The sequence below is a fragment of the bacterium genome (assembly GCA_019695305.1).
GTDB lineage: Bacteria > UBA10199 > UBA10199 > UBA10199 > JAIBAG01 > JAIBAG01.
On sequence record JAIBAG010000002.1, the window covers coordinates 21957 to 41280 of the forward strand.

Annotated in this window: 20 protein-coding genes and 1 pseudogene; 19 read left to right on the forward strand and 2 right to left on the reverse strand. The window is 42.1% G+C overall.

Annotation, left to right across the window (positions count from 1 at the left end):
• Window positions 1–9: 9 nt before the first annotated feature.
• Window positions 10–687, reverse strand: a complete 678-nt coding sequence (locus tag K1X76_01590; protein MBX7147752.1) for a urate hydroxylase PuuD — start codon at window positions 685–687, stop codon at window positions 10–12.
• 144 nt (window positions 688–831) lie between these two features.
• Complete coding sequence (gene bcp / locus K1X76_01595; GenBank protein ID MBX7147753.1) at window positions 832–1284, reverse strand: thioredoxin-dependent thiol peroxidase; 453 nt, start codon at window positions 1282–1284, stop codon at window positions 832–834.
• A 42-nt stretch (window positions 1285–1326) separates the two neighbouring features.
• Between bcp and K1X76_01600 the strand changes: the two genes are divergently transcribed.
• The 19 genes and pseudogenes from K1X76_01600 to K1X76_01690 all read left to right on the forward strand — a co-directional run bounded on the left by K1X76_01600 (window position 1327) and on the right by K1X76_01690 (window position 19323).
• The gene (locus K1X76_01600; GenBank protein ID MBX7147754.1) at window positions 1327–2106 is read left to right on the forward strand and encodes an arylamine N-acetyltransferase; all 780 of its coding nucleotides are present in this window, start codon (window positions 1327–1329) and stop codon (window positions 2104–2106) included.
• Complete coding sequence (locus K1X76_01605) at window positions 2103–3155, forward strand: phosphotransferase (protein ID MBX7147755.1); 1053 nt, start codon at window positions 2103–2105, stop codon at window positions 3153–3155. The genes K1X76_01600 and K1X76_01605 overlap by 4 nt, the downstream gene beginning before the upstream one ends.
• Window positions 3155–3889, forward strand: a complete 735-nt coding sequence (locus tag K1X76_01610) for a nucleotidyltransferase family protein (protein MBX7147756.1) — start codon at window positions 3155–3157, stop codon at window positions 3887–3889. The genes K1X76_01605 and K1X76_01610 overlap by 1 nt, the downstream gene beginning before the upstream one ends.
• A gap of 164 nt (window positions 3890–4053) precedes the next feature.
• Window positions 4054–4755 (forward strand): MotA/TolQ/ExbB proton channel family protein, encoded by a 702-nt coding sequence (locus K1X76_01615; protein MBX7147757.1) that lies wholly within the window; start codon window positions 4054–4056, stop codon window positions 4753–4755.
• On the forward strand, window positions 4752–5189 hold the full coding sequence (gene tolR / locus K1X76_01620) for a protein TolR (GenBank protein MBX7147758.1): 438 nt from the start codon (window positions 4752–4754) through the stop codon (window positions 5187–5189). The genes K1X76_01615 and tolR overlap by 4 nt, the downstream gene beginning before the upstream one ends.
• Before the next feature lie 65 nt (window positions 5190–5254).
• Window positions 5255–6082: a TonB C-terminal domain-containing protein gene (locus K1X76_01625; GenBank protein ID MBX7147759.1), complete on the forward strand. Its 828-nt coding sequence runs from the start codon at window positions 5255–5257 to the stop codon at window positions 6080–6082.
• Window positions 6079–7350, forward strand: a complete 1272-nt coding sequence (gene tolB, locus K1X76_01630; protein MBX7147760.1) for a Tol-Pal system beta propeller repeat protein TolB — start codon at window positions 6079–6081, stop codon at window positions 7348–7350. The genes K1X76_01625 and tolB overlap by 4 nt, the downstream gene beginning before the upstream one ends.
• Before the next feature lies 1 nt (window position 7351).
• Complete coding sequence (locus tag K1X76_01635; GenBank protein MBX7147761.1) at window positions 7352–8290, forward strand: Ppx/GppA family phosphatase; 939 nt, start codon at window positions 7352–7354, stop codon at window positions 8288–8290.
• Between the two features lie 340 nt (window positions 8291–8630).
• Window positions 8631–8914 (forward strand): annotated as a pseudogene (locus tag K1X76_01640) (type II toxin-antitoxin system mRNA interferase toxin, RelE/StbE family).
• Window positions 8904–9227, forward strand: coding sequence for a helix-turn-helix domain-containing protein (locus K1X76_01645; GenBank protein MBX7147762.1), 324 nt, complete (start codon window positions 8904–8906; stop codon window positions 9225–9227). The pseudogene K1X76_01640 and the gene K1X76_01645 overlap by 11 nt, the downstream one beginning before the upstream one ends.
• 85 nt (window positions 9228–9312) lie before the next feature.
• On the forward strand, window positions 9313–10704 hold the full coding sequence (gene argH, locus K1X76_01650; GenBank protein ID MBX7147763.1) for an argininosuccinate lyase: 1392 nt from the start codon (window positions 9313–9315) through the stop codon (window positions 10702–10704).
• A gap of 94 nt (window positions 10705–10798) precedes the next feature.
• On the forward strand, window positions 10799–12055 hold the full coding sequence (lysA, locus tag K1X76_01655; protein ID MBX7147764.1) for a diaminopimelate decarboxylase: 1257 nt from the start codon (window positions 10799–10801) through the stop codon (window positions 12053–12055).
• Between the two features lie 4 nt (window positions 12056–12059).
• Window positions 12060–12938 carry a diaminopimelate epimerase gene (gene dapF, locus K1X76_01660; GenBank protein ID MBX7147765.1) on the forward strand — a complete coding sequence of 293 codons (879 nt, stop codon included), beginning with the start codon at window positions 12060–12062 and terminating at the stop codon, window positions 12936–12938.
• A gap of 9 nt (window positions 12939–12947) precedes the next feature.
• A complete protein-coding gene (dapA, locus tag K1X76_01665) occupies window positions 12948–13823 on the forward strand; it encodes a 4-hydroxy-tetrahydrodipicolinate synthase (protein ID MBX7147766.1) in 876 nt (291 codons plus the stop codon).
• The gene (dapB, locus tag K1X76_01670; protein MBX7147767.1) at window positions 13820–14617 is read left to right on the forward strand and encodes a 4-hydroxy-tetrahydrodipicolinate reductase; all 798 of its coding nucleotides are present in this window, start codon (window positions 13820–13822) and stop codon (window positions 14615–14617) included. Before dapA ends, dapB begins: the two co-directional genes overlap by 4 nt.
• On the forward strand, window positions 14617–16245 hold the full coding sequence (locus tag K1X76_01675) for a tetratricopeptide repeat protein (protein ID MBX7147768.1): 1629 nt from the start codon (window positions 14617–14619) through the stop codon (window positions 16243–16245). The genes dapB and K1X76_01675 overlap by 1 nt, the downstream gene beginning before the upstream one ends.
• Window positions 16242–16682 (forward strand): hypothetical protein, encoded by a 441-nt coding sequence (locus K1X76_01680; protein ID MBX7147769.1) that lies wholly within the window; start codon window positions 16242–16244, stop codon window positions 16680–16682. The genes K1X76_01675 and K1X76_01680 overlap by 4 nt, the downstream gene beginning before the upstream one ends.
• Window positions 16658–18247: a peptide-binding protein gene (locus tag K1X76_01685; protein MBX7147770.1), complete on the forward strand. Its 1590-nt coding sequence runs from the start codon at window positions 16658–16660 to the stop codon at window positions 18245–18247. Before K1X76_01680 ends, K1X76_01685 begins: the two co-directional genes overlap by 25 nt.
• Window positions 18247–19323 carry an ABC transporter permease gene (locus K1X76_01690; protein MBX7147771.1) on the forward strand — a complete coding sequence of 359 codons (1077 nt, stop codon included), beginning with the start codon at window positions 18247–18249 and terminating at the stop codon, window positions 19321–19323. Before K1X76_01685 ends, K1X76_01690 begins: the two co-directional genes overlap by 1 nt.
• Window position 19324: the final 1 nt, after the last annotated feature.

The window sequence follows — 19324 nt, forward strand, 5'->3', positions numbered from 1 at the left end:
CAATAAAATTTACATCGTCCGTGTGGTGATCTCAATTAAAAGATACAACACAGCCGCTAAAGCCACACCACAGTGAACAACACCCTTTACTGTGGTTAAAGGTCCAAGCTTACCTTTAAGGGCATTCACTTCAAGCAACAAGATAACAGCACCGATAACACCAATAACAATTGTAAAGTTCACAGCGGCAAAATCACGAGCCAAAGTTAAATGACGAGCAGCACCCATTAAAAAAAGCATGGGGATTGAAAATAATACGTTAGTGCGCGAAGCCAGTAAGGCTTTAGCACCAGCAGCGGCGGCATCAGGAGCTCCGGCAATTACTTTCTTTTGGTTAGGCCAAATCACAAACCAAACGTTAGCCCACATAAAAGTTCCCAAAGTGGCACCGGTTAAAATCCAAATTCCCCATGAGGAAGCAAGAGGAACACCCGTATGCACAGTACCAATCAGTAACGACCAGCCCGAAATAAATGTCCACATTGCGGCCCAACGGAACCACAATAAAGCCCGGGGAACCAGTTTTTGAACAGCCACCCCTTTAACAGCAGGCTCAATTTCTTTAAAAAATTCACCTTGAATAAAATTGAAATAATATAAAAGACCAATCCAGGTTACGCCGGCAAAGAAGTGTATCCAACGTAAAACAAAAAATATACCTTCCTGAGAAGCAATAGCAAGTTGCATAAAAATCCTCCTTAAAAAATTTGAACCGAGTGTGCCACGCTTTTTTTCAATGTCAATCAATATGATCTAAATCAGCTCAAGCACTTCATCCACATGCCCTTTTTCCGCCAAAGGCGGATCAGCCTCTGGCTGAACACTCTATTCTTACAAAACACTCATCACTTCATTGACATGGCCCTTCACTGAAACCGGCGAAAAAACTTTTTGAACTATCCCTTTACCATCAATAATAAAGGTAGAGCGCACAATACCCATAAACTCGCGGCCCATAAATTTTTTCTTCTGATAAACACCGTAAGCTTTGGCCACTTCTTTAGAATCGTCGACCAAGAGATCAAAACCAAGGGAGTGCTTATCAATAAACTTTTGATGGGACTTTTCAGAATCAAAGCTCACACCCAACACCACGGTATTTTTCTTTTTAATGCGGGCCAGGTTATCGTTAAAGTCACAGGCCTCGGTGGTACAACCGGGCGTTGAATCTTTAGGATAGAAGTAGAGCACAACGGTTTTCCCTTTAAAATCTTTCAGCGACACCTCTACTCCATTTTGATTTTTAAGTGTAAACGCTGGAGCCTTTTCTTTTTCTTTAATCATAGGATGGTATTATTCCTGTCTCCATGCTAGGTCAAGAAAATCATGCTGGATAGCCTCTCCTTTAAACCCACGGCCGATACTTTTTTAAATCATTTTAAAATCGCCGCTCGCAAACCGGACCAAGTTTTATTGGAGCAAATCACCAAGGCCTATAGCCATTTACCCTACGAGAATCTTACTAAAATCATCGCCCACAAAGAGCACAACACCCTCACCACACGCCCGCTCCGTTTTCCACCACAAGTGTGGGATGATTTTTTATCAAAAGGAACAGGCGGCACCTGCTTTGCTCTTACTTATTTTTTGTATCATATCCTCCATACAAGCGGATTTATCTCTTACCCGGTCATGGGCCACCGCACCTACGGCAACAACACGCATTGCGCACTCATCGTTCTTTTAGACAAACAGGCTTATCTTGTGGACCCCGGTTTTTTGCTCAACCACCCTCTTCCTTTGTCGAAGCTAGAAATAACGCGTCACAATCAAGGTTTTAACACGCTCGAAATAGCCTGGAGCGAAAACATTTTTAAAGTACATACGGTAGACAAACTTAAAACCAAATTTCGCTATGCTTTTAGTGATACCCCCACCGTCTGGGATGAATTTGAAAAACACTGGAATGATTCGTTTAGCTGGAAAGGCATGGATGATATTGTCATCACGTTTAAAAAAGACGAAAAACAGATTTATATCCATCGGGATAAACTCTTAATCCTGTCACCGGATGGACAAAGTAATGCTAAACTCACCGAAGCTGATATTGAAACTTTGGGAATCGATAAAATGATTGTAAAAAAAGCGTTCTCACATACAATGTGACCAAAATGGAAAACATCATTCACCAACTTCTCAAATCACAAAATAAAATCCCCGACGGCCCTTTTCGTCTCACACAATTAGCTGGCGAAGCAAGCCTGCGTCTTTACTATCGGCTTACTTTTGATAACGGCACAACGCTCATCATCATGAAATTGCCACAGGGCTTCTCAAGCCCTGCTGAGGAAATCACTAAAACCACCAAACAAATCGACGAATACCCCTTTATTAATATTCAAAAATATTTAAAAAATTTGGAAATCCCCGTGCCCGAAATTTATGCCTATTCGGCAAATGATGGCATTCTTATTTTAGAAGACTTGGGCGACCGCACTCTTGAAATGGCGATTAAAAATTCCAATAACGAGATGCTGTTATTTTTTTACAGCAAATGCGCCGAAGTTTTGGCCGACATGCAGCATAAAACCTTAGCCAGCCCAAATGACGCCTGCATTGCCTATAGCCGTAAATTTGATGAAGACCTGTTATTTTGGGAGTTTAACCACTTTTTGGAATATGGGCTGGACGATCGCCTGGGAAAACCAATTGCTACTGGTGACAAATACAAACTGATTGATTTGGGCAAAAAATTGGTAGGCGAAATTACCAAATTACCCTACGGTTTTACGCACCGCGATTTTCAAAGCCGCAACATTATGGTGCACGAATATAATTTTAGATTGATAGATTTTCAGGATGCTTTAATAGGCCCCGTGGTTTACGATTTAGTAGCCCTCTTGCGCGACTCATATATTGCTCTTAATTTAGATCAAATCCGCGCCATCCAGCAAAGTTATTTAAAAAACTTAAAACCCATTCACCCTTATTACAACCAACAGCAAAAACTGGAACGTGATTTTGATCTCCTCACTATCCAGCGCAAACTAAAAGATGCCGGCCGGTTTCAATTTATTAAAACCGTACGCAAAAACCCAAACTTTTTAGTGCATGTACCAAGTTCGCTAGCTTATGTAAAAGCCGCGTTGGAACGCGTGCCCGATTATAAAGAAATAGCCGTTATCCTTCAAAAATATTTACCGGAGTTCGCCTAATGCAAGCTATCGTTCTGGCTGCCGGTTTTGGCACCCGTTTAAAACCGCTTACCAACACAACTCCTAAACCACTTATCCCGGTTAATGGTGTTCCACTCATTGTTTACAATCTCCTATTGCTGAAAAAAAACGGCATTAAAGATATTGTCATTAACCTGCATTATTTAGGAAAACAAATTGAAGATTATTTGGGTGATGGCAAAAAGCTGGGGCTAAAAATCAGATATTCGTACGAGCCAAAAATATTAGGCACCGGCGGTGGCATTAAAAAAGCGAGTCTTTTGTTTAAAAACAAAAAACCTTTTTTTGTTTTAAACGGCGACATTATTCATGATGTCCCGCTTAAAAAAATGTGGAAAGCCCATCAGAAGAAAAAGACGATGGCAACACTGTGTTTAATTGAAAGCCCTCTCTCTAAAAAGCTGGGTACGCTGTATGTAAATTCAAAAAAAGAAATTATTTCTGTACTAGAACGTCCGGCCTCAAATTACAAAACCCTTCACACTTTTTTTACCGGCATTCACATTATTAATCCGGAAACTTTAAAAGGGGTTAATCCCAAAAAACCTTCGTGTATTATCCGCAATGTGTATATCCCCAGGCTTAAACAAGGCCAAAAACTGGGCGCTTTTTTATATAAAGGCTACTGGAATGACCTGGGAACCCTCAAAAGCCTGGCCAAAACCCGGAAGGATATTGAAAAAGGAAAAGTTACTTTTAGTTTTATTTCCTAAAACTTTACTCTCTTTTTATTCGTTGAAAGTTTTTCTGGTTATGGTAAGCACTTATTTTTACTACTCATTTATACAATCCCCATAAACGGGATAAGCCTCTTGTCTAAAAATATCCTGTGCATTATGCACAAAATATTTTTTGTAAGAGACTAAAAGGAGCCATCATGTATTTCTTGCCTCTTTTGGCGCAAGTTCAAGCCGAAAAAACCATTGCCAATAAATCGCAACTCGACCTCATTTTAGAAGCTGATCCTGTGGTTAAATTAACCCTCATCCTTCTTTTAGCCGCATCGGTCATATCGTGGGCCATCATCTTTTTTAAGTATCGCCAAATTAAAAGCGCCCAAAATCTCTCACAAGATTTTTGGGGTACCTTTGCCAAAGCCGATAGCTTTCAGGATGTAGCACGAGCCTCTAATGTAAAAGATGGACCTCTCTTTGAAATTTACAACAGCGCCATTCTCTTTTTACCCCGCATTAAAAAAACAGCTCGCTCTAACGCCTCTATGAAAGATGCCATTGGTCAGAAGCTAGCTCAAGCCCGGGAAGAAGAAGTATACAAATTAGAACAACATATTCCTTTTTTGGCCACCACCGCCTCTACAGCCCCCTTTGTGGGTTTGTTTGGCACCGTATGGGGTATTCTTTCGGCATTTTATAACATTGGCAAGGCCGGCTCTTCCTCTTTAGCTACAGTTGGACCCTATATTTCGGAAGCACTCATTGCTACCGCTATTGGTTTAGCCGCCGCTATTCCGGCCGTTGTTGCTTACAACTTTTTTGTAAACAAAATCCGTATTATCAACAAGATGATGGACCTTTTTGTAGACGACTTGGTGCTTAAAATTGAGGAGGAAAATCCATGAAGGTAAAGCACCACGAACAGGGCAAAACGGAGCTAGCCGAAATCAACATTATTCCTCTGGTAGATATTATGTTGGTGTTGCTCATCATCTTTATGGTGGCAGCCCCCATGCTACAACAAGGGATAGATATTGACTTGCCCGAAGTATCGGCCCAAGCCGTAAAAGCTACCAACGAAGATTTTGTAGTATCCATTAGCGGCGATCGCAAAATTTATTTGGGTGATAATAAAAAAGACGCTTACACCATTGATACAGTAGGCGATAAAATTAAGGCCATTTTTGAAACCAAGGAAAAAAAGGAACTTTATTTAAGAGCCGACAAAAATATTGAATACGGTTTTGTGATGGAAGTGATGGGGATTTGCCAAAGCGCAGGCGTTGAACGTGTAGGCATGATTACCACACCCAATGAGGAGAAGCCATCAAACAGGTAAACAGAGCCCTCAATGGGCTCTGGCAAACTGTGCGATAGTATAATCACTTTTGACACCTTAAACTCATGTCGACCGATTTAAAAAAATACCTTTATGCATCGGTAGGACTGCATGTAGCCGTTTTTATCTTTCTTCTTTTTTCTGCCCAGCTTTTTCGTTTACTCCCTAAAAAAGAAACCAAAATTACCTGGGTAAAGCTCACCAAAGGTACAGGCGACACCACAAGCACCCAACCCTATAAAAAAGTAAAAGACATGCCGTACAATACGAAGCGCGAGCAAAAAGAAGCGCTCACAGAAAAAACCAAGGAAAAACCAGGCAAAGATAAAAAAACCACAACAGCCACTAAAAAACCCAAAACCCCTCCTCCTCAAGATCAAAAGAAAACCGCTAAAGATGCTGGCATTAATTTGGATCAAAAGCAAAAAACAGAAACCGATCGCACTATTGAGGACGCTCTGGCTCGCAACGAAGAAATGATGAAACAAAGGCAAATAGAGCTTGAAGCAGCCCAAGTAAAAGACGATGGAGGTGGACAATCACCTGTGGGGTCTCTTGATGCTCAAAATAGCGAGGTAAACGCCATTTTGGCCAAATATGTGGAAGAAATTCTTAAAAAAATCCAACAAGAATGGATTACAACACCCAAAGCGGTGGCCGAGGGAACCTCTCTTCTTACTAAAATTAATGTCACCATCGACTCTCAGGGAAATATTTTAAGTACCAGTTACGACACCAAATCGAGCGATGCCTCTTTTGACATGGGCGCCATGCGCGCCATTGAACGCTCGGCCCCCTTTCCTATTCCTCCCGAAGAGATTAAAAACGAAGTCTTAACCGAAGGATTTTTGATTGAATTCAATCCCAGTTCTGTAGTAGGAAACGGGACATGAAAAAAATATTATTGCTCGCTTTTCTCTTGGTTCCTTACTTGTCACACGCCACCATTCTTATATCGGTTAACGATGCCTCCACTAAAAAATTCCCAATAGCTGTTCCAGAATTTGTAAATTCTAAGGGGTCTAAATCGGGCATGGCCAAAAAAATGACCGATCTTATCCGGCTTGATTTAGATGTAGCTGGCTATTTTAAAGTAATGGATGAGCGCTCTTTTATTTCAGCTGATGAAGGCGATGCTATCAATTTTAATCAATGGTCTTCTATTGGTGCGCATGCCTTGGTTAAAGGTGTAATTGATGAAAAAGGTGGCAAGGTAGTAGCCGAATTGCGCTTGTACGATACCAGCTCGCAAGAAATGCTGATAGGCAAAGAATATACGGTGTCTAAAAACGATTATCCCGAAGCTGCACACCGTTTTATGGATGAATTACTTCTTACCTTAACGGGTATTAAAGGCCCTTTTACCAGCCGCATTGCAGCGGCCTGTGGCAAAACGGGTGCGCGTCAAATTCATGTATTTTCAATGGATGGTGTTGTTCACTACACGGTAGGAAAACTCAAGTCTAACAACATTTCACCCAACTGGTCACCCGATGGCAGCACCATCGTGTTTACTTCGTTCATGAAATACTATCCCGAAATTTACTCTATTAATGCTTCTGGTAGCGGTTTAAAACAGCTCACCAATAATAAATCAACAAACCTTACCCCGTCTTTTTCACCCGATGGTAGCACTATTGTTTATGCCAGCTCCAGAACCGGTGATACCGAACTATATAGCATGAGTCATTCGGGCCGCGAGGGACATGCCATTACCAATGTATTAAATATTGATGTATCGCCAGCATGGTCGCCCGATGGCGGCCAGATTGTATTTGCTTCCGAACGTGCCGGTAATTTGCATCTTTTTACCATGCCTTCCGGTGGCGGCAGCTCTACGCGCCTTACCTATACCGGTTATCAAAACGATCAACCCGACTGGTCTCCGGATGGCAAACGTATTGTGTTTACCGCGCGTGATCGAGGCGCTTTTGATTTATTTATGATGAATTCTGATGGTTCCCTCATCCAGCGTTTAACGCGTGATGAAGGGAATAACGAATCGCCTACTTGGGCACCCGATAGCCGCTACATTGGTTTTTCATCCGGACGCAGTGGAGGTTCGGGTTTATATGTCATGCTAGACGACGGGAATGGCCAAACACTTATTCCCGAAAGCCAGGGCTGCATCAATCCCGATTGGGGCCCACGCGTAGAATAATATGGCACAAGCCGTCATCGATATTGGCACCAATACGGTTATTTTACTTGTTGCCGAGCAAAAAAAATCTGGGCTAAGTATCATCCACGACGAAGCCCACATCACCCGCTTGGGTCAGGGTATTAGCGAGACGCACTGTTTTAACGCCCAAGCCATTAAGCGCACGCTGGATGTACTCAAAAATTACGCTGCCACCTGCAAAAAATTAAAAGTTAAAAAAATAGTTGCCGTAGGTACCGCCGCTTGCCGCAATGCCGCCAATGCCGATGTTTTTATTGATAGGCTTAAAAAAGAATGCGGACTTAAATTAGAAGTGATTAGCGGCAATGATGAGGCCGACTATGTGTTTAACTCGGCTTATGCCGACTTTGGTAAAAAATTAAAAAAAATCATTGTGGTGGATATTGGCGGTGGCTCCACCGAAATTATCACTGGCCCCGGCAAAACCAAAGCCAAGCCAGAAGCTATTATCAGCATCCCCTTTGGCTCGGTTAAATTAACCGAGCAATACATTCATTCCGATCCGGTTGAAGTGGACGAATTTAAAAATTTGGTGACGGGTATTCGCCACAATTTAAAAGACGAACTGGAAGATTTATTTAGCGTGGATTTTGATTCTACCGAATACACCCTGGTGGCTACCGCCGGAACCGCAACCACACTGGCGTCTGTTACGCAAAAGTTAAAAAAATACGACTCCGAAAAAGTGCATGGCAGCACGCTTAAAAAAGAAAAGCTGGAGAGCCTCATTAACGAGATGCTCAAAATGACAATATCCCAACGCCAAAAACTAACCGGCATAGAACCACTTAGAGCCGACGTGATTTTAGCCGGCGCCGTTCTTCTCTACGAAATTCTCTCGTACTTTAAAAAAGACTCCTGCCTCATTTCCGACCGAGGCTTGCGCTTTGGCGTGTTTTACAAAAAATTTGCTAAATAAAACCCCTCCTGAATCAGTACAAGGACACCTCTAAAAACTCATTTTCTAGAGGTTCTCATTCTGAGCGAAGCGAAGAATCCTGTTGAAATCACTCGAGATCCTTCACCCTCGAAGTGGCACCCTTATGGTGTACGTTCAGGATGACAATAGGACAAAACCATAGTCTTTAGAGGTGTCCACAATTCATTTCTTACCTTTATTTTTTGTTGCATTGTGAACAGTAGATAAATTATTTTTTAAGGGAAAACAAAGAGCGTAATTGATTTACAAGACAGGCTTTTAAGCCAAATTTTCTTAAAAAATAACCTTGAAAAGTTCACCAACTTAGTGTACATTTTATATGATTAAAAAAGTAAAACTATCGCGCGCTGTTGATAAAGCTTTGGCCAAATTGCCAAGTTATATAGCCGATAAGCTGGACGCTTGGGTTGAAGAAGTAGAATGTGATGGCCTGGAAGAGGTAAGAAAAATACCAGGCTACCACGATGAACCACTTAAGGGAGAAAGAAAAGGTCAGCGTTCTATTCGTTTAAGCCGCGTTCTTACCGGGCCATTTATGAAATAAACGAGGCCCAAACCATGGCTTATGTTTATGTAGTGGAGGTAAACAAACATGACTATTAAAAGAAAAAGCAGAGCCAGAAAAACTCTCTCAAAACATACCAGTGGACCTTTAACTTTGGGACGTACCTTGGAGTCTATTCGTAAAGGCGAAGAAATGACATTGGATGAATTTGGAGAAATTTTGGGAATTTCCAAATCACATCTGTTAGACATTGAAAAAGGACGCAAACTCGTAAGCGCCGACTTGGCCGCAAAATATGCTGCTAAATTAGGGTATTCTCCCAAACAATTCGTCCGTTTATCTCTACAAGATAGCTTAAACCGCCAAGGCTTGTCGCAATTTAGTGTGCAAATCGCCATGGGTGCTGCCTGATATGAGCCTCTTAGAATTAGCTCTGATCTATCACTATGTCCTATCCAGTTTTTGACAAAACCCCACTCCCCTGCTACACAGGGATATGCCTCCAAAAGCGAACAAAACAAAAAAAATGTGGAGTGGAGTTTTTTCCAAAGAATCCAATCCGTTGCTCGAAAAATTTAACGAATCACTCTCGTTTGATAAACGCCTGTATGCCGAAGATATCGAAGGCTCGATTGCTCATTCAAAGATGCTGGCCAAGATTGGTTTACTGACAGCAGCCGAGGCTAAATCCATTCAACAAGGACTTGCTCAGGTTAAAAAGGAAATTGAAGCGGGTAAGTTTGAATTTTCTATCAAGCTCGAAGACATCCACATGGCTATTGAGACTCGGCTAACCCAAATTATTGGTGATACGGGTAAAAAGTTGCACACTGCCCGCAGCCGAAACGACCAAGTAGCGCTCGATATCAGGCTCTACTCCATCAAAAATTTAAAAGGGATTTCCACCAAACTCACCGCCCTTCAAAAGGCGCTAGTAGCCCTGGCCGAAAAAGAAGGCTTTTGCCCCATGCCCGGCTATACCCATTTGCAACGGGCTCAACCCATCTATTTTGCTCATCACTTACTAGCCTATGTGGAGATGCTGGCTCGGGATAAAAGCCGGGTGACCGACACCTTAAAGCGCATCGTTAGCCCCTTGGGCTCGGGAGCTTTAGCTGGAAGCCCCTTTAAATTAGACCGGGAATTTGTCGCCCGTGAATTAGGCTTAAACGGTGTCACTCAAAACAGTTTAGACGGCGTTTCCGATAGGGATTTTGCATGCGAAATCCTATTTAATATTGCACTCTTAATGACGCATCTTTCACGTTTTGCTGAAGAGCTTATTTTATGGTGCTCGCAAGAGTTTTCGTTTGTGAAATTACCCCAGGAATTCTGCACCGGATCCTCCATGATGCCTCAAAAAGTAAACCCGGATGCCGCCGAACTGATAAGGGGCAAAACCGGCAGAGCCTATGGCAATTTGATTAGCCTGCTCACCACTTTGAAAGGCCTCCCTTTGGCTTACAACAAAGACATGCAGGAAGACAAAGAACCCCTCTTCGATTCGCTGGATACTATCCATATGGTGCTGGATGTACTCACCGCCATGGTTCCGGGCATTAAAGCTAATAAAGAGACCATGAAAAAAGCCACCGAGGAAGGCTTCTTACTGGCCACCGATGTAGCCGACTATTTGGCGGCAAAAGGTCTGCCTTTTAGAGAGGCCCATGAGGTATCGGGAAAGCTTGTTCAGCATTGTATTGCCGCCAAAACAACCCTTGAAAAATTACCCCTTTCTGAACTAAAGAAGTTCTCAAAGCTTTTTGGCAATGATATCGGTGATTTCTTAGATATTGAGAAGTCTATCGACCGCCGCAATGTAACCGGTGGACCCGCCAAAAATCAGGTTCAGGCTCAAATTAAAAGACTGAAGAAAGAATTAAGATAAAATCTCTACCCCCTGTCGTCCCCCTTACAAAGGGGGACAAAGAAAGTTCTCTCCCTTTGTAAGGGAGGGTCAGGGAGGGTAGAGGCCATGTGCTATGCAATATTTCACTTACCAAAATCAGGAACTCTCTTGCGAACAAGTTCCGTTAAAAGAAATTGCCCAAAAATTGGGAACGCCCGCCTACGTGTACAGCTATGCGGCGTTAAAACATCAATTCACAAGTTTCACTCAAGCCTTTAGCGGCATCGATCATTTGATTTGTTTTTCGATGAAAGCCAATTCCAATGCGGCTATTCTTAAAACCTTTATCAACCTGGGTAGCGGCATTGATGTGGTGACCGGCGGCGAACTGTATCGTGCGTTAAAAGCCGGATGCCCGGCAAACAAAATTGTTTTCTCAGGCGTGGGAAAATCGGATAGCGAAATTGAAATGGCTTTAAATGCCGGCATTTTACAATTTAATGTGGAATCGATTGATGAACTCTCTGCCATTCAAAATGTTGCGGCTCGTTTAAATAAAAAGGCTCCCATTGCTTTGCGGGTTAATCCCGACGTAGACCCTAAAACCCACGCGTATATTTCCACCGGTTTAAAAAAGAGCAAGTTTGGCATCAGCCACGAAAAGACCGTGGATACCTATAAAAAAGCGCGCGACATGGCTAATATCGAAATTGTGGGCATCGATTGCCATATTGGCTCGCAATTAACCACCACCGCTCCTTTTGTGGAAGCGCTTGGTAAAGTAAAGAATTTAATCAACGCGCTAAAAGCCGAAGGCATCACCGTACGTCATTTGGATTTTGGCGGTGGCTTAGGCATTACCTACAATAACGAAACCCCACCCTCGCCGGCTGATTATGCCGCTGCCTTAAAAGGGATTATGACGGAGCTAGGCCTCAAATTAATTTTTGAACCTGGTCGTTTTTTGGTGGGCAATACGGGAGTTTTACTCACCAAAGTTCTCTACAACAAAGGCCGCGATAACAAAAAGTTTGTAATTGTTGATGCCGCCTCTAACGACCTCATGCGCCCGGCCATGTATGATGCGTATCACGATATTAAACCCCTCTCTCAAAAAACAGGGGAAACCCAAGTGGTGGATGTTGTGGGGCCCATCTGCGAAACAGGTGACTTTTTTGCCCACGACCGTGCCCTCCCCGCTCTGAGTAACGGCGAATACGCAGCCATCATGAGTGCTGGAGCTTATGGTTTTTCGATGTCGTCTACCTATAACTCGCGCCCTCGTGCGGTAGAAGTGATGGTGAATGGAAAAGATTACGAAATTGTTCGCGAACGTGAAACTTTGGAGGATTTAGTAAAGGGTGAAAAAATCCCAAGCTTTTTAAAATAAAATTATGCCACGTTTATATTTTACAAAAATGGAAGGTGCCGGAAACGATTTCATCTTCATCAATGCGTTAGCATCCGATGCCCCCACTATCACACCCGAGCTGGCCGTTACAATGTGCGACCGCCGTTTTGGCATTGGTGCCGATCAAATTCTCATTGTTAAAAAATCGGAGATCGCTGATTTTCGCATGGACATCATCAACGCCGATGGCGGCACGGTGGAAATGTGTGGCAATGGCATACGCTGTTTTGCCAAATATGTATTGGATCACAAACTCACAACAAAAACAGCCCTCACGGTTGAAACCTTGGCTGGCATTATTAAACCCGAAATTATTGCTGGGCATCCTAAAACCACGGCCAAAACCGCCTGGGTAAAAGTGGATATGGGCGAACCTATTTTAGATGGCGAAGATATCCCGGTGAATCAAAACGGCCTTATTATCGACAAACCTTTTAAACTGAAAGACTTTCCAAAAGGAAGCTCGCTTCAAAACGATTATAAAATTACCTGTGTATCCATGGGTAACCCGCATTGCATTGTTTTTGTGGATAAGGTACAAGATTACCCTGTAGAAACAATTGGCCCGTACTTTGAAAACGACCCACACTTCCCTAACCGGATTAATACCGAGTTTATTGAAGTGGTGGATAAAAAAACGCTTAACATGCGTGTGTGGGAACGTGGCAGCGGTGAAACTTTGGCTTGCGGAACAGGCGCTTGTGCCGCAGCAGTAGCCTCGATACTTAACAACAAAACCGACCGGCATGTAACCATTCATCTGCGCGGCGGTGATTTGGAAATTTTTTGGGACCCGAATGATGATCACGTGTACAAAACAGGGCCCGCAACCACCGTATTTGACGGTATATATACTTTCTAGAAAGACTTTATGACATTTACAGGATCCATGGTGGCCATCACCACCCCTTTTAAAAACGGCAAAGTTGATTTTGATAGTTTTCAAAAACTCATCAACCGTCAAATTGAAAACGGTACCAGTGTGATTGTTCCCTGCGGCACCACGGGCGAATCGGCCACGCTCACACACGAAGAACATGATGCCGTTATTGCCTTTACCGTTAAAACAGTAGCTGGACGCGCCAAAGTATTAGCTGGAGCAGGCTCTAACGCCACACACGAAGCTATTCGTTTGCAAAAAGCAGCCGAAGAAGCCGGTGTGGATGGCACCTTGCACATTACGCCCTATTACAACAAACCCACGCAAGAAGGCCTCTATCAGCATTTTAAAGCCATTGCTGAAATAGCTACCAAACCCATCATTTTATACAATGTGCCCGGCCGTACTGGTGTGAACATGCTTCCCGAAACAGTGGCCCGTTTAGCCAGCATTAAAAATATTGTGGGCATTAAAGAAGCCTGTGGCAATTTGGAGCAAATAAAAAAACTGATCAGTCTTTGTCCTAAAGAATTTATCACTCTTTCGGGAGAAGATTCGCAAAGTCTGGATATTTATAAAATGGGAGGACGCGGCGCTATTTCGGTAACGGCCAATGTTTGCCCTAAAGAATGTGCCGCCGAGTGGAAAGCGTTTGAAAGCGGAAATATAGCCGAAGCCGAAAAAATTCATGCTCAGCTTTTACCCATTCATGACGCCATGTTTTTTGAAACAAATCCTATTCCGGTAAAAGCTACTTTAAGCTTATTGGGGCTTATTCAAGAAGAATACCGTTTGCCCATGGTAAAAATGGGGGAAGCCAATAGAAATAAATTAATTGAAGTATTAAAAGCCAATAAAATTATATGACCACAAATGTCATCATCACAGGCGCCTTGGGGCGTATGGGCCAAACCTTAGTTACACGAGCCACTGAGCAATCTCAGTTTTATACCCTTGTGGGTGCTACCGAATACACCAATCATCCACAAATTGGCGAAGCTCTAAAAGGTGTCACTATTGAAAACTCTCTTGAATTGGTTTTAAGCAAAACAAAAAATGCCGTTGTCATTGATTTTACATCTCCCAAAGCAACACTGGCTCATTTGGAACAAATTCAAAAACATGGGGCTAAAATTGTTATTGGAACAACCGGCTTTGAACCGGCTGAAAAAAAGAAAATTATTGATGCTTCAAAAAAGACGGCCATTGTTATGGCCTCTAACATGAGTGTTGGCGTTAATACCCTTTTTAGCTTGGTGTCAATGGCGGCTAAAATTTTAAACCAGGGGTACGATATTGAAGTTATTGAGGCACACCATAAACTTAAAAAAGATGCTCCATCTGGCACAGCTGTGAGTCTAGCCGAAGTATTGGCAGAAGCTACCAAAAGAATTTATCCCGATAATTTTAATTTTCACCGCGAAGGCATGATTGGCGAGCGTAAACAAAGTGAAATTGGTATGCAAGTGATCCGCGGAGGCGATATTGTGGGCGAACATACCGTGATGTTTTGCGGCATGGGTGAGCGTTTAGAACTAAAGCATATTGCCACAAGTCGCTCTACTTTTGCCGATGGGGCCCTGCGTGCTGCCGCCTGGCTTTCTTCCAAGCAAAGTGGATTGTACGACATGAGAGATGTGTTAGGCATTCCAAAAAATTGATGAGCATTCATAACAAATCATTTCTCCCTCTTTTTATTTTTGTCCTGCTTTTTTCTGCCTGCTCTCATAATGCAAAACCAAAAACAGCAAAAAGCGTATCACCCAAAGAAGGGCAAAACAGTCTTTACTATTATTTGGTATCCGAAATTGAAACCCTAAAAGGTGAAGACACTAGTGCCGATTTGTATTTAAACAAATCTATCGCTAAAGATCCAAATTCGGCTTATTTACTTATTCAACAAGCCTATAAATATGCTCGCATTGGAAAAATTGAAGAATCGTTCTCACTTGCCCAAAAGGCCCGTTTAAAAGACCCTGCCAATACCGAACTGGCATTGCTGTTGGGAAAACTGTATACCTCAAAAGCAAATCCTGCCGAGGCCCAAAAATATTTTGAGGAAGTTTTGGTAAAAGATTCTGCAAACGAAGAAGCCGCCTCACTTTTGGCCCGCAGTTTTTTGGAACAAAAAAACACGGATGAGGCCATCCGTGTTTTAAACCGTTTCATAGACGCTAATCCCGAAGCCATTGCAGCGCCTTTTTACCTGGCCAATATTTATACCACCTATAAAAAAGATCCGGCCAAAGCTATTGGCGTTTACGAAAAGATGAAGGATGCCATTCCGGACGATCCTAAAATTTTAACACTGGTTAACGAAGCCTATTTGGCACAAAAAAATTACAAGAAAGCACTCGAAACATTGCTTGAATTAAAAGAGATCTTGCCTCACGACCTTACACTTGATGTAAAAATTGGGCTTATCTATTACGAATTAAAAGATCTTGATAAAGCCATGGCCACCTTTGAAGAATTACTTCAAAAGCAGCCCGAGGCCTATAAGGTGGCTTTTTATCTGGGTCTCATGAATCAGGAAAAGGGAAACAAGGATAAAGCCCTAGATTATTTTGCCAATATTCCTTCCGATTCCGATTTATATATTGAAGCTCTCACGCGTCGCGTGATTATCCTAAAAGAACAAAATAAACCCGAAGCCGTTTTTACTCTTTTAAACAAAGCTATTCACGATAAACCCAAAGAAATTACCTTATACGATTTATTAGCATCCGTTTATGCTACCGATCAGAAGTTTGATGAAGCCTCCAAAGTACTAGAAAGTGCTCTCAAGAAAAACCCCAATAACGAGCACCTCTATTTTTCGCTAGGCGTTTTGTACGATAAAATGGGAGCCTACGATAAAAGCCTTTCTAGCATGCAACAGGTTATAGCTATAAACCCCCAAAACGCATTAGCCCTTAACTTTGTGGGTTATTCGTACGCCGAAAAAGGCATTAACCTGGAGCAAGCCAAAGAACTTATTTTAAAAGCGCTCACCATTAAACCAGACGATGGTTTTATTATGGATAGTTTAGGTTGGGTTTATTTTAAACAAGGGGACAGCCTTAAAGCAAACGAATGGATTAACAAGGCACTACGCTATTCACCCAAAGAACCTACTATTTTGGAACATTTGGGGATGCTGGCCTTAGAACAGGCCGATAAAAAGAAAGCCCGTACTTATTTGGAGCAGTCGCTTTTTTTACTGCAAAAAGACAGTAACTCTAAAAAGTTAGATTTACGGACACAGGAGCAAATAGAACGGATAAAAAAGAAATTAGGGGAACTGTGAGATATTTTTTCTTTATTTTTTTACTTCTCTTTTCTTTATCTACATTTGCCCAGGAGCTACCCGCCTTTAAACAAGCCAAAGGACTGGCGGATGTAACTCTTACTTATAAAAAAAGAACAATTAAAACTTTATCGGCAATTATTATTACTAAAAATGAAGTTATTTTTGAAGCCGTAGATGATTTTGGCAACACACCTTTTGCTGCCTCACTCAACAAAAAGAATTTTAAAAAAGTAACTCGTTTACCCATGAACTTTGACGATTTTTCTGCCATTTTACTGATGGAAACTTGCCCCTCACAGTATCAAAATGCAAAAATAACCATTGAAGCCGACCATTTTAAGACTTTTAAAAAGATAAACTATCCGTTACAAATGGTGTTTAAAACTAAGAAGGGATCACTCACCATCCAATGGAAAAACATCGAGCTCTCATAATTATTTTTTTTCTGTCTTTTTTATTAGCTTGCGATCCCCAAGTTAAACTTGATCCTGCAACCTTGCGAATTGGGCTAACAGCCGAACCCGATACCTTAAATCCCATTTTAGCCAGCGATGCCTATGCCGAACGCATTTTAGGTTACGTAAACGATTCGCTCATTGATCGTAATAAGGATACACTCGACTTTGAACCAAAGCTTGCCGAACGCTGGGAAATTAGCAAAGACGGTTTAGAATATACTTTTCACCTGCGTAAAAACGTTAAATGGCACGATGGCCAACCGTTTACTGCCGATGATGTTATTTATTCTTTTAATAAAATAAAAGACCCCACTACCGAAGCGCCGTTTTTACGCGTTTATTATGAAGATATTAAAAACGTAGAAAAGCAAGACGACTATACCGTTAAGTTTACCTACGCCAAACCCTACTTTTTGGCCCTGTCTATGTGTGGAGGCATGCCTCTTGTGCCCAAACATGTTTTTGACGATGGCACTGATTTTAATCGCCATCCGGCCCGTCGCCAGCCTATTGGAACTGGCCCTTATAAATTTGGAGTATGGGATACTAATAAAAAAATCACACTCATCCGCAACGAAGATTATTGGGGACCAAAACCGGCCATTCGGGAAATAGACAACATTATTATTTCGGATGAAAAAATTGCCTTTCAGGTTTTAAAAAAGGGAGATCTCGATTTTTTTAGCTTACGCCCCATCCAGTGGGTAAAACAAACAGGTGATGAAAAATTTAATGCCCTGTTTAACAAATACACCTATTTGCTCCCGTCCTATAATTATATTGGCTACAACATGCAAAAACCCTTTTTTAAGGATGCGCGCGTACGTCTGGCCATGACATCGCTCATCAATAGGCCCAAACTGTTGGAAAAAATAAATTATGATTTGGGTATTATCATCGAAAGTCCATTTTTCCCCGATTCGGACCAGTACAATAAAAAACTAACACTTCATCCCTATGATCCCGCCAAAGCCAAACAATTGTTAACAGAAGCCGGCTGGGCCGATCATGATGGGGATGGCATTTTAGATAAAGACGGACAAAAGTTTGAATTTACCTTTCTCTATCCTTCGTCGGCCACTTTTACCGAACGATTAGCCTCTATTTTAAAAGAAGATTTGTCTCAACTGGGCATTAATATGAAAATTGTAAAAATGGAATGGGCCGCTTTTATCAATAAAATTGAATCAAAAGATTTTGAGGCCACGTCACTGGGATGGTCGTCCAGTTTTGAAAGCGATCCTTATCAATTATGGCACTCATCACAGGCCAAAATGGATCGTGGTTCCAATTTCGTGTCGTTTGAAAATGAAGAAGCCGACAGACTTATAGAAAAAGCACGTGTTGAGTTTGATAAACAAAAACGAAACGCACTGTATTATCGCTTTCAGGAAATTATTTACAACGAACAACCTTATACGTTTTTATTTAACAATTACTCGTTGGTCGTGGTATCGAAACGCTTTACCAATGTAAAGGTACATAAAGCCGGTCTGGACCCACTTGATTGGATTCCGGCAACAGCAACACAAAGTCAATAATGATTCAGTATATTATCAAACGATTACTTCTTATGATTCCTACACTGGTGGGAATAACGCTTATTACTTTTTTAATTATGAAACTTGCCCCTGGCGATCCGGTATCACTCAAGCTCATGTTTGCCGGCCAAGGCTTATCGCCCGAAGGATTAGCAAAAGAATTAGCAAAAAAAGAAGACCCCATTCCTTTACCCGCCTGGCTTGTTAGGCTTGCCGAAGGTCAAAACGGAGAACGCAAAGGAAGTAAAACCGAAAAAGCTATTACATGGACAGGTAAAAATACTATTTTGTATGGCAAATGGCTAAAAAATATTGTGAAACTTGATTTTGGCTACTCTGCCAAAGATAAGAGGCCGGTGTTATCACGCATTTTAGAAGCCATTCCTATTACACTGGCTATTAATATCATTTCCATTTGTATTGTTTATTTTATTTCCATTCCCTTGGGCGTTTGGTCGGCGCTACACCGCGATACTACTATGGATAAACTGGTGATGATCAAACTGTTTATCCTCTATTCTCTTCCATCGTTTTGGGTGGCTACTCTGTTACTGGTGTATTTGGCCGGTGGTGAATATCTCAATTTATTCCCCATGATGGGTTACGAATCGGCTAGCATTAGCGAATTGGGTTTTGGCGCCTGGATCATCAATGTAGCCTGGCACTTGGTACTGCCTATCATTGCCTCCACCTACGAAGGCTTTGCCTTTTTATCACGCTTTGAACGTGCCAATTTTTTAGAAGTGATGAAGCAAGATTATATCCGTACCGCCCGTGCCAAGGGGCTATCGGAAACACAGGTCATTTGGAAACATATTTTTCGTAATTCACTCATCCCACTTGTAACCTTGATGGGCTCTTTGTTGCCTGCCCTCTTAGGCGGCTCGGTAATTATTGAAGAAATTTTTTCAATCCCGGGCATGGGCATGCTCTCATTTGAAGCCGTGCTTGGGCGCGACTACAATGTGATTATGGGCATCACCACCATCTCGGCTTTTTTAACGCTCTTAAGCCTTTTGTTATCGGATATTCTGTATATGTTTGTAGACCCGCGAATTAGCTTTGAGGGCAAGTAAG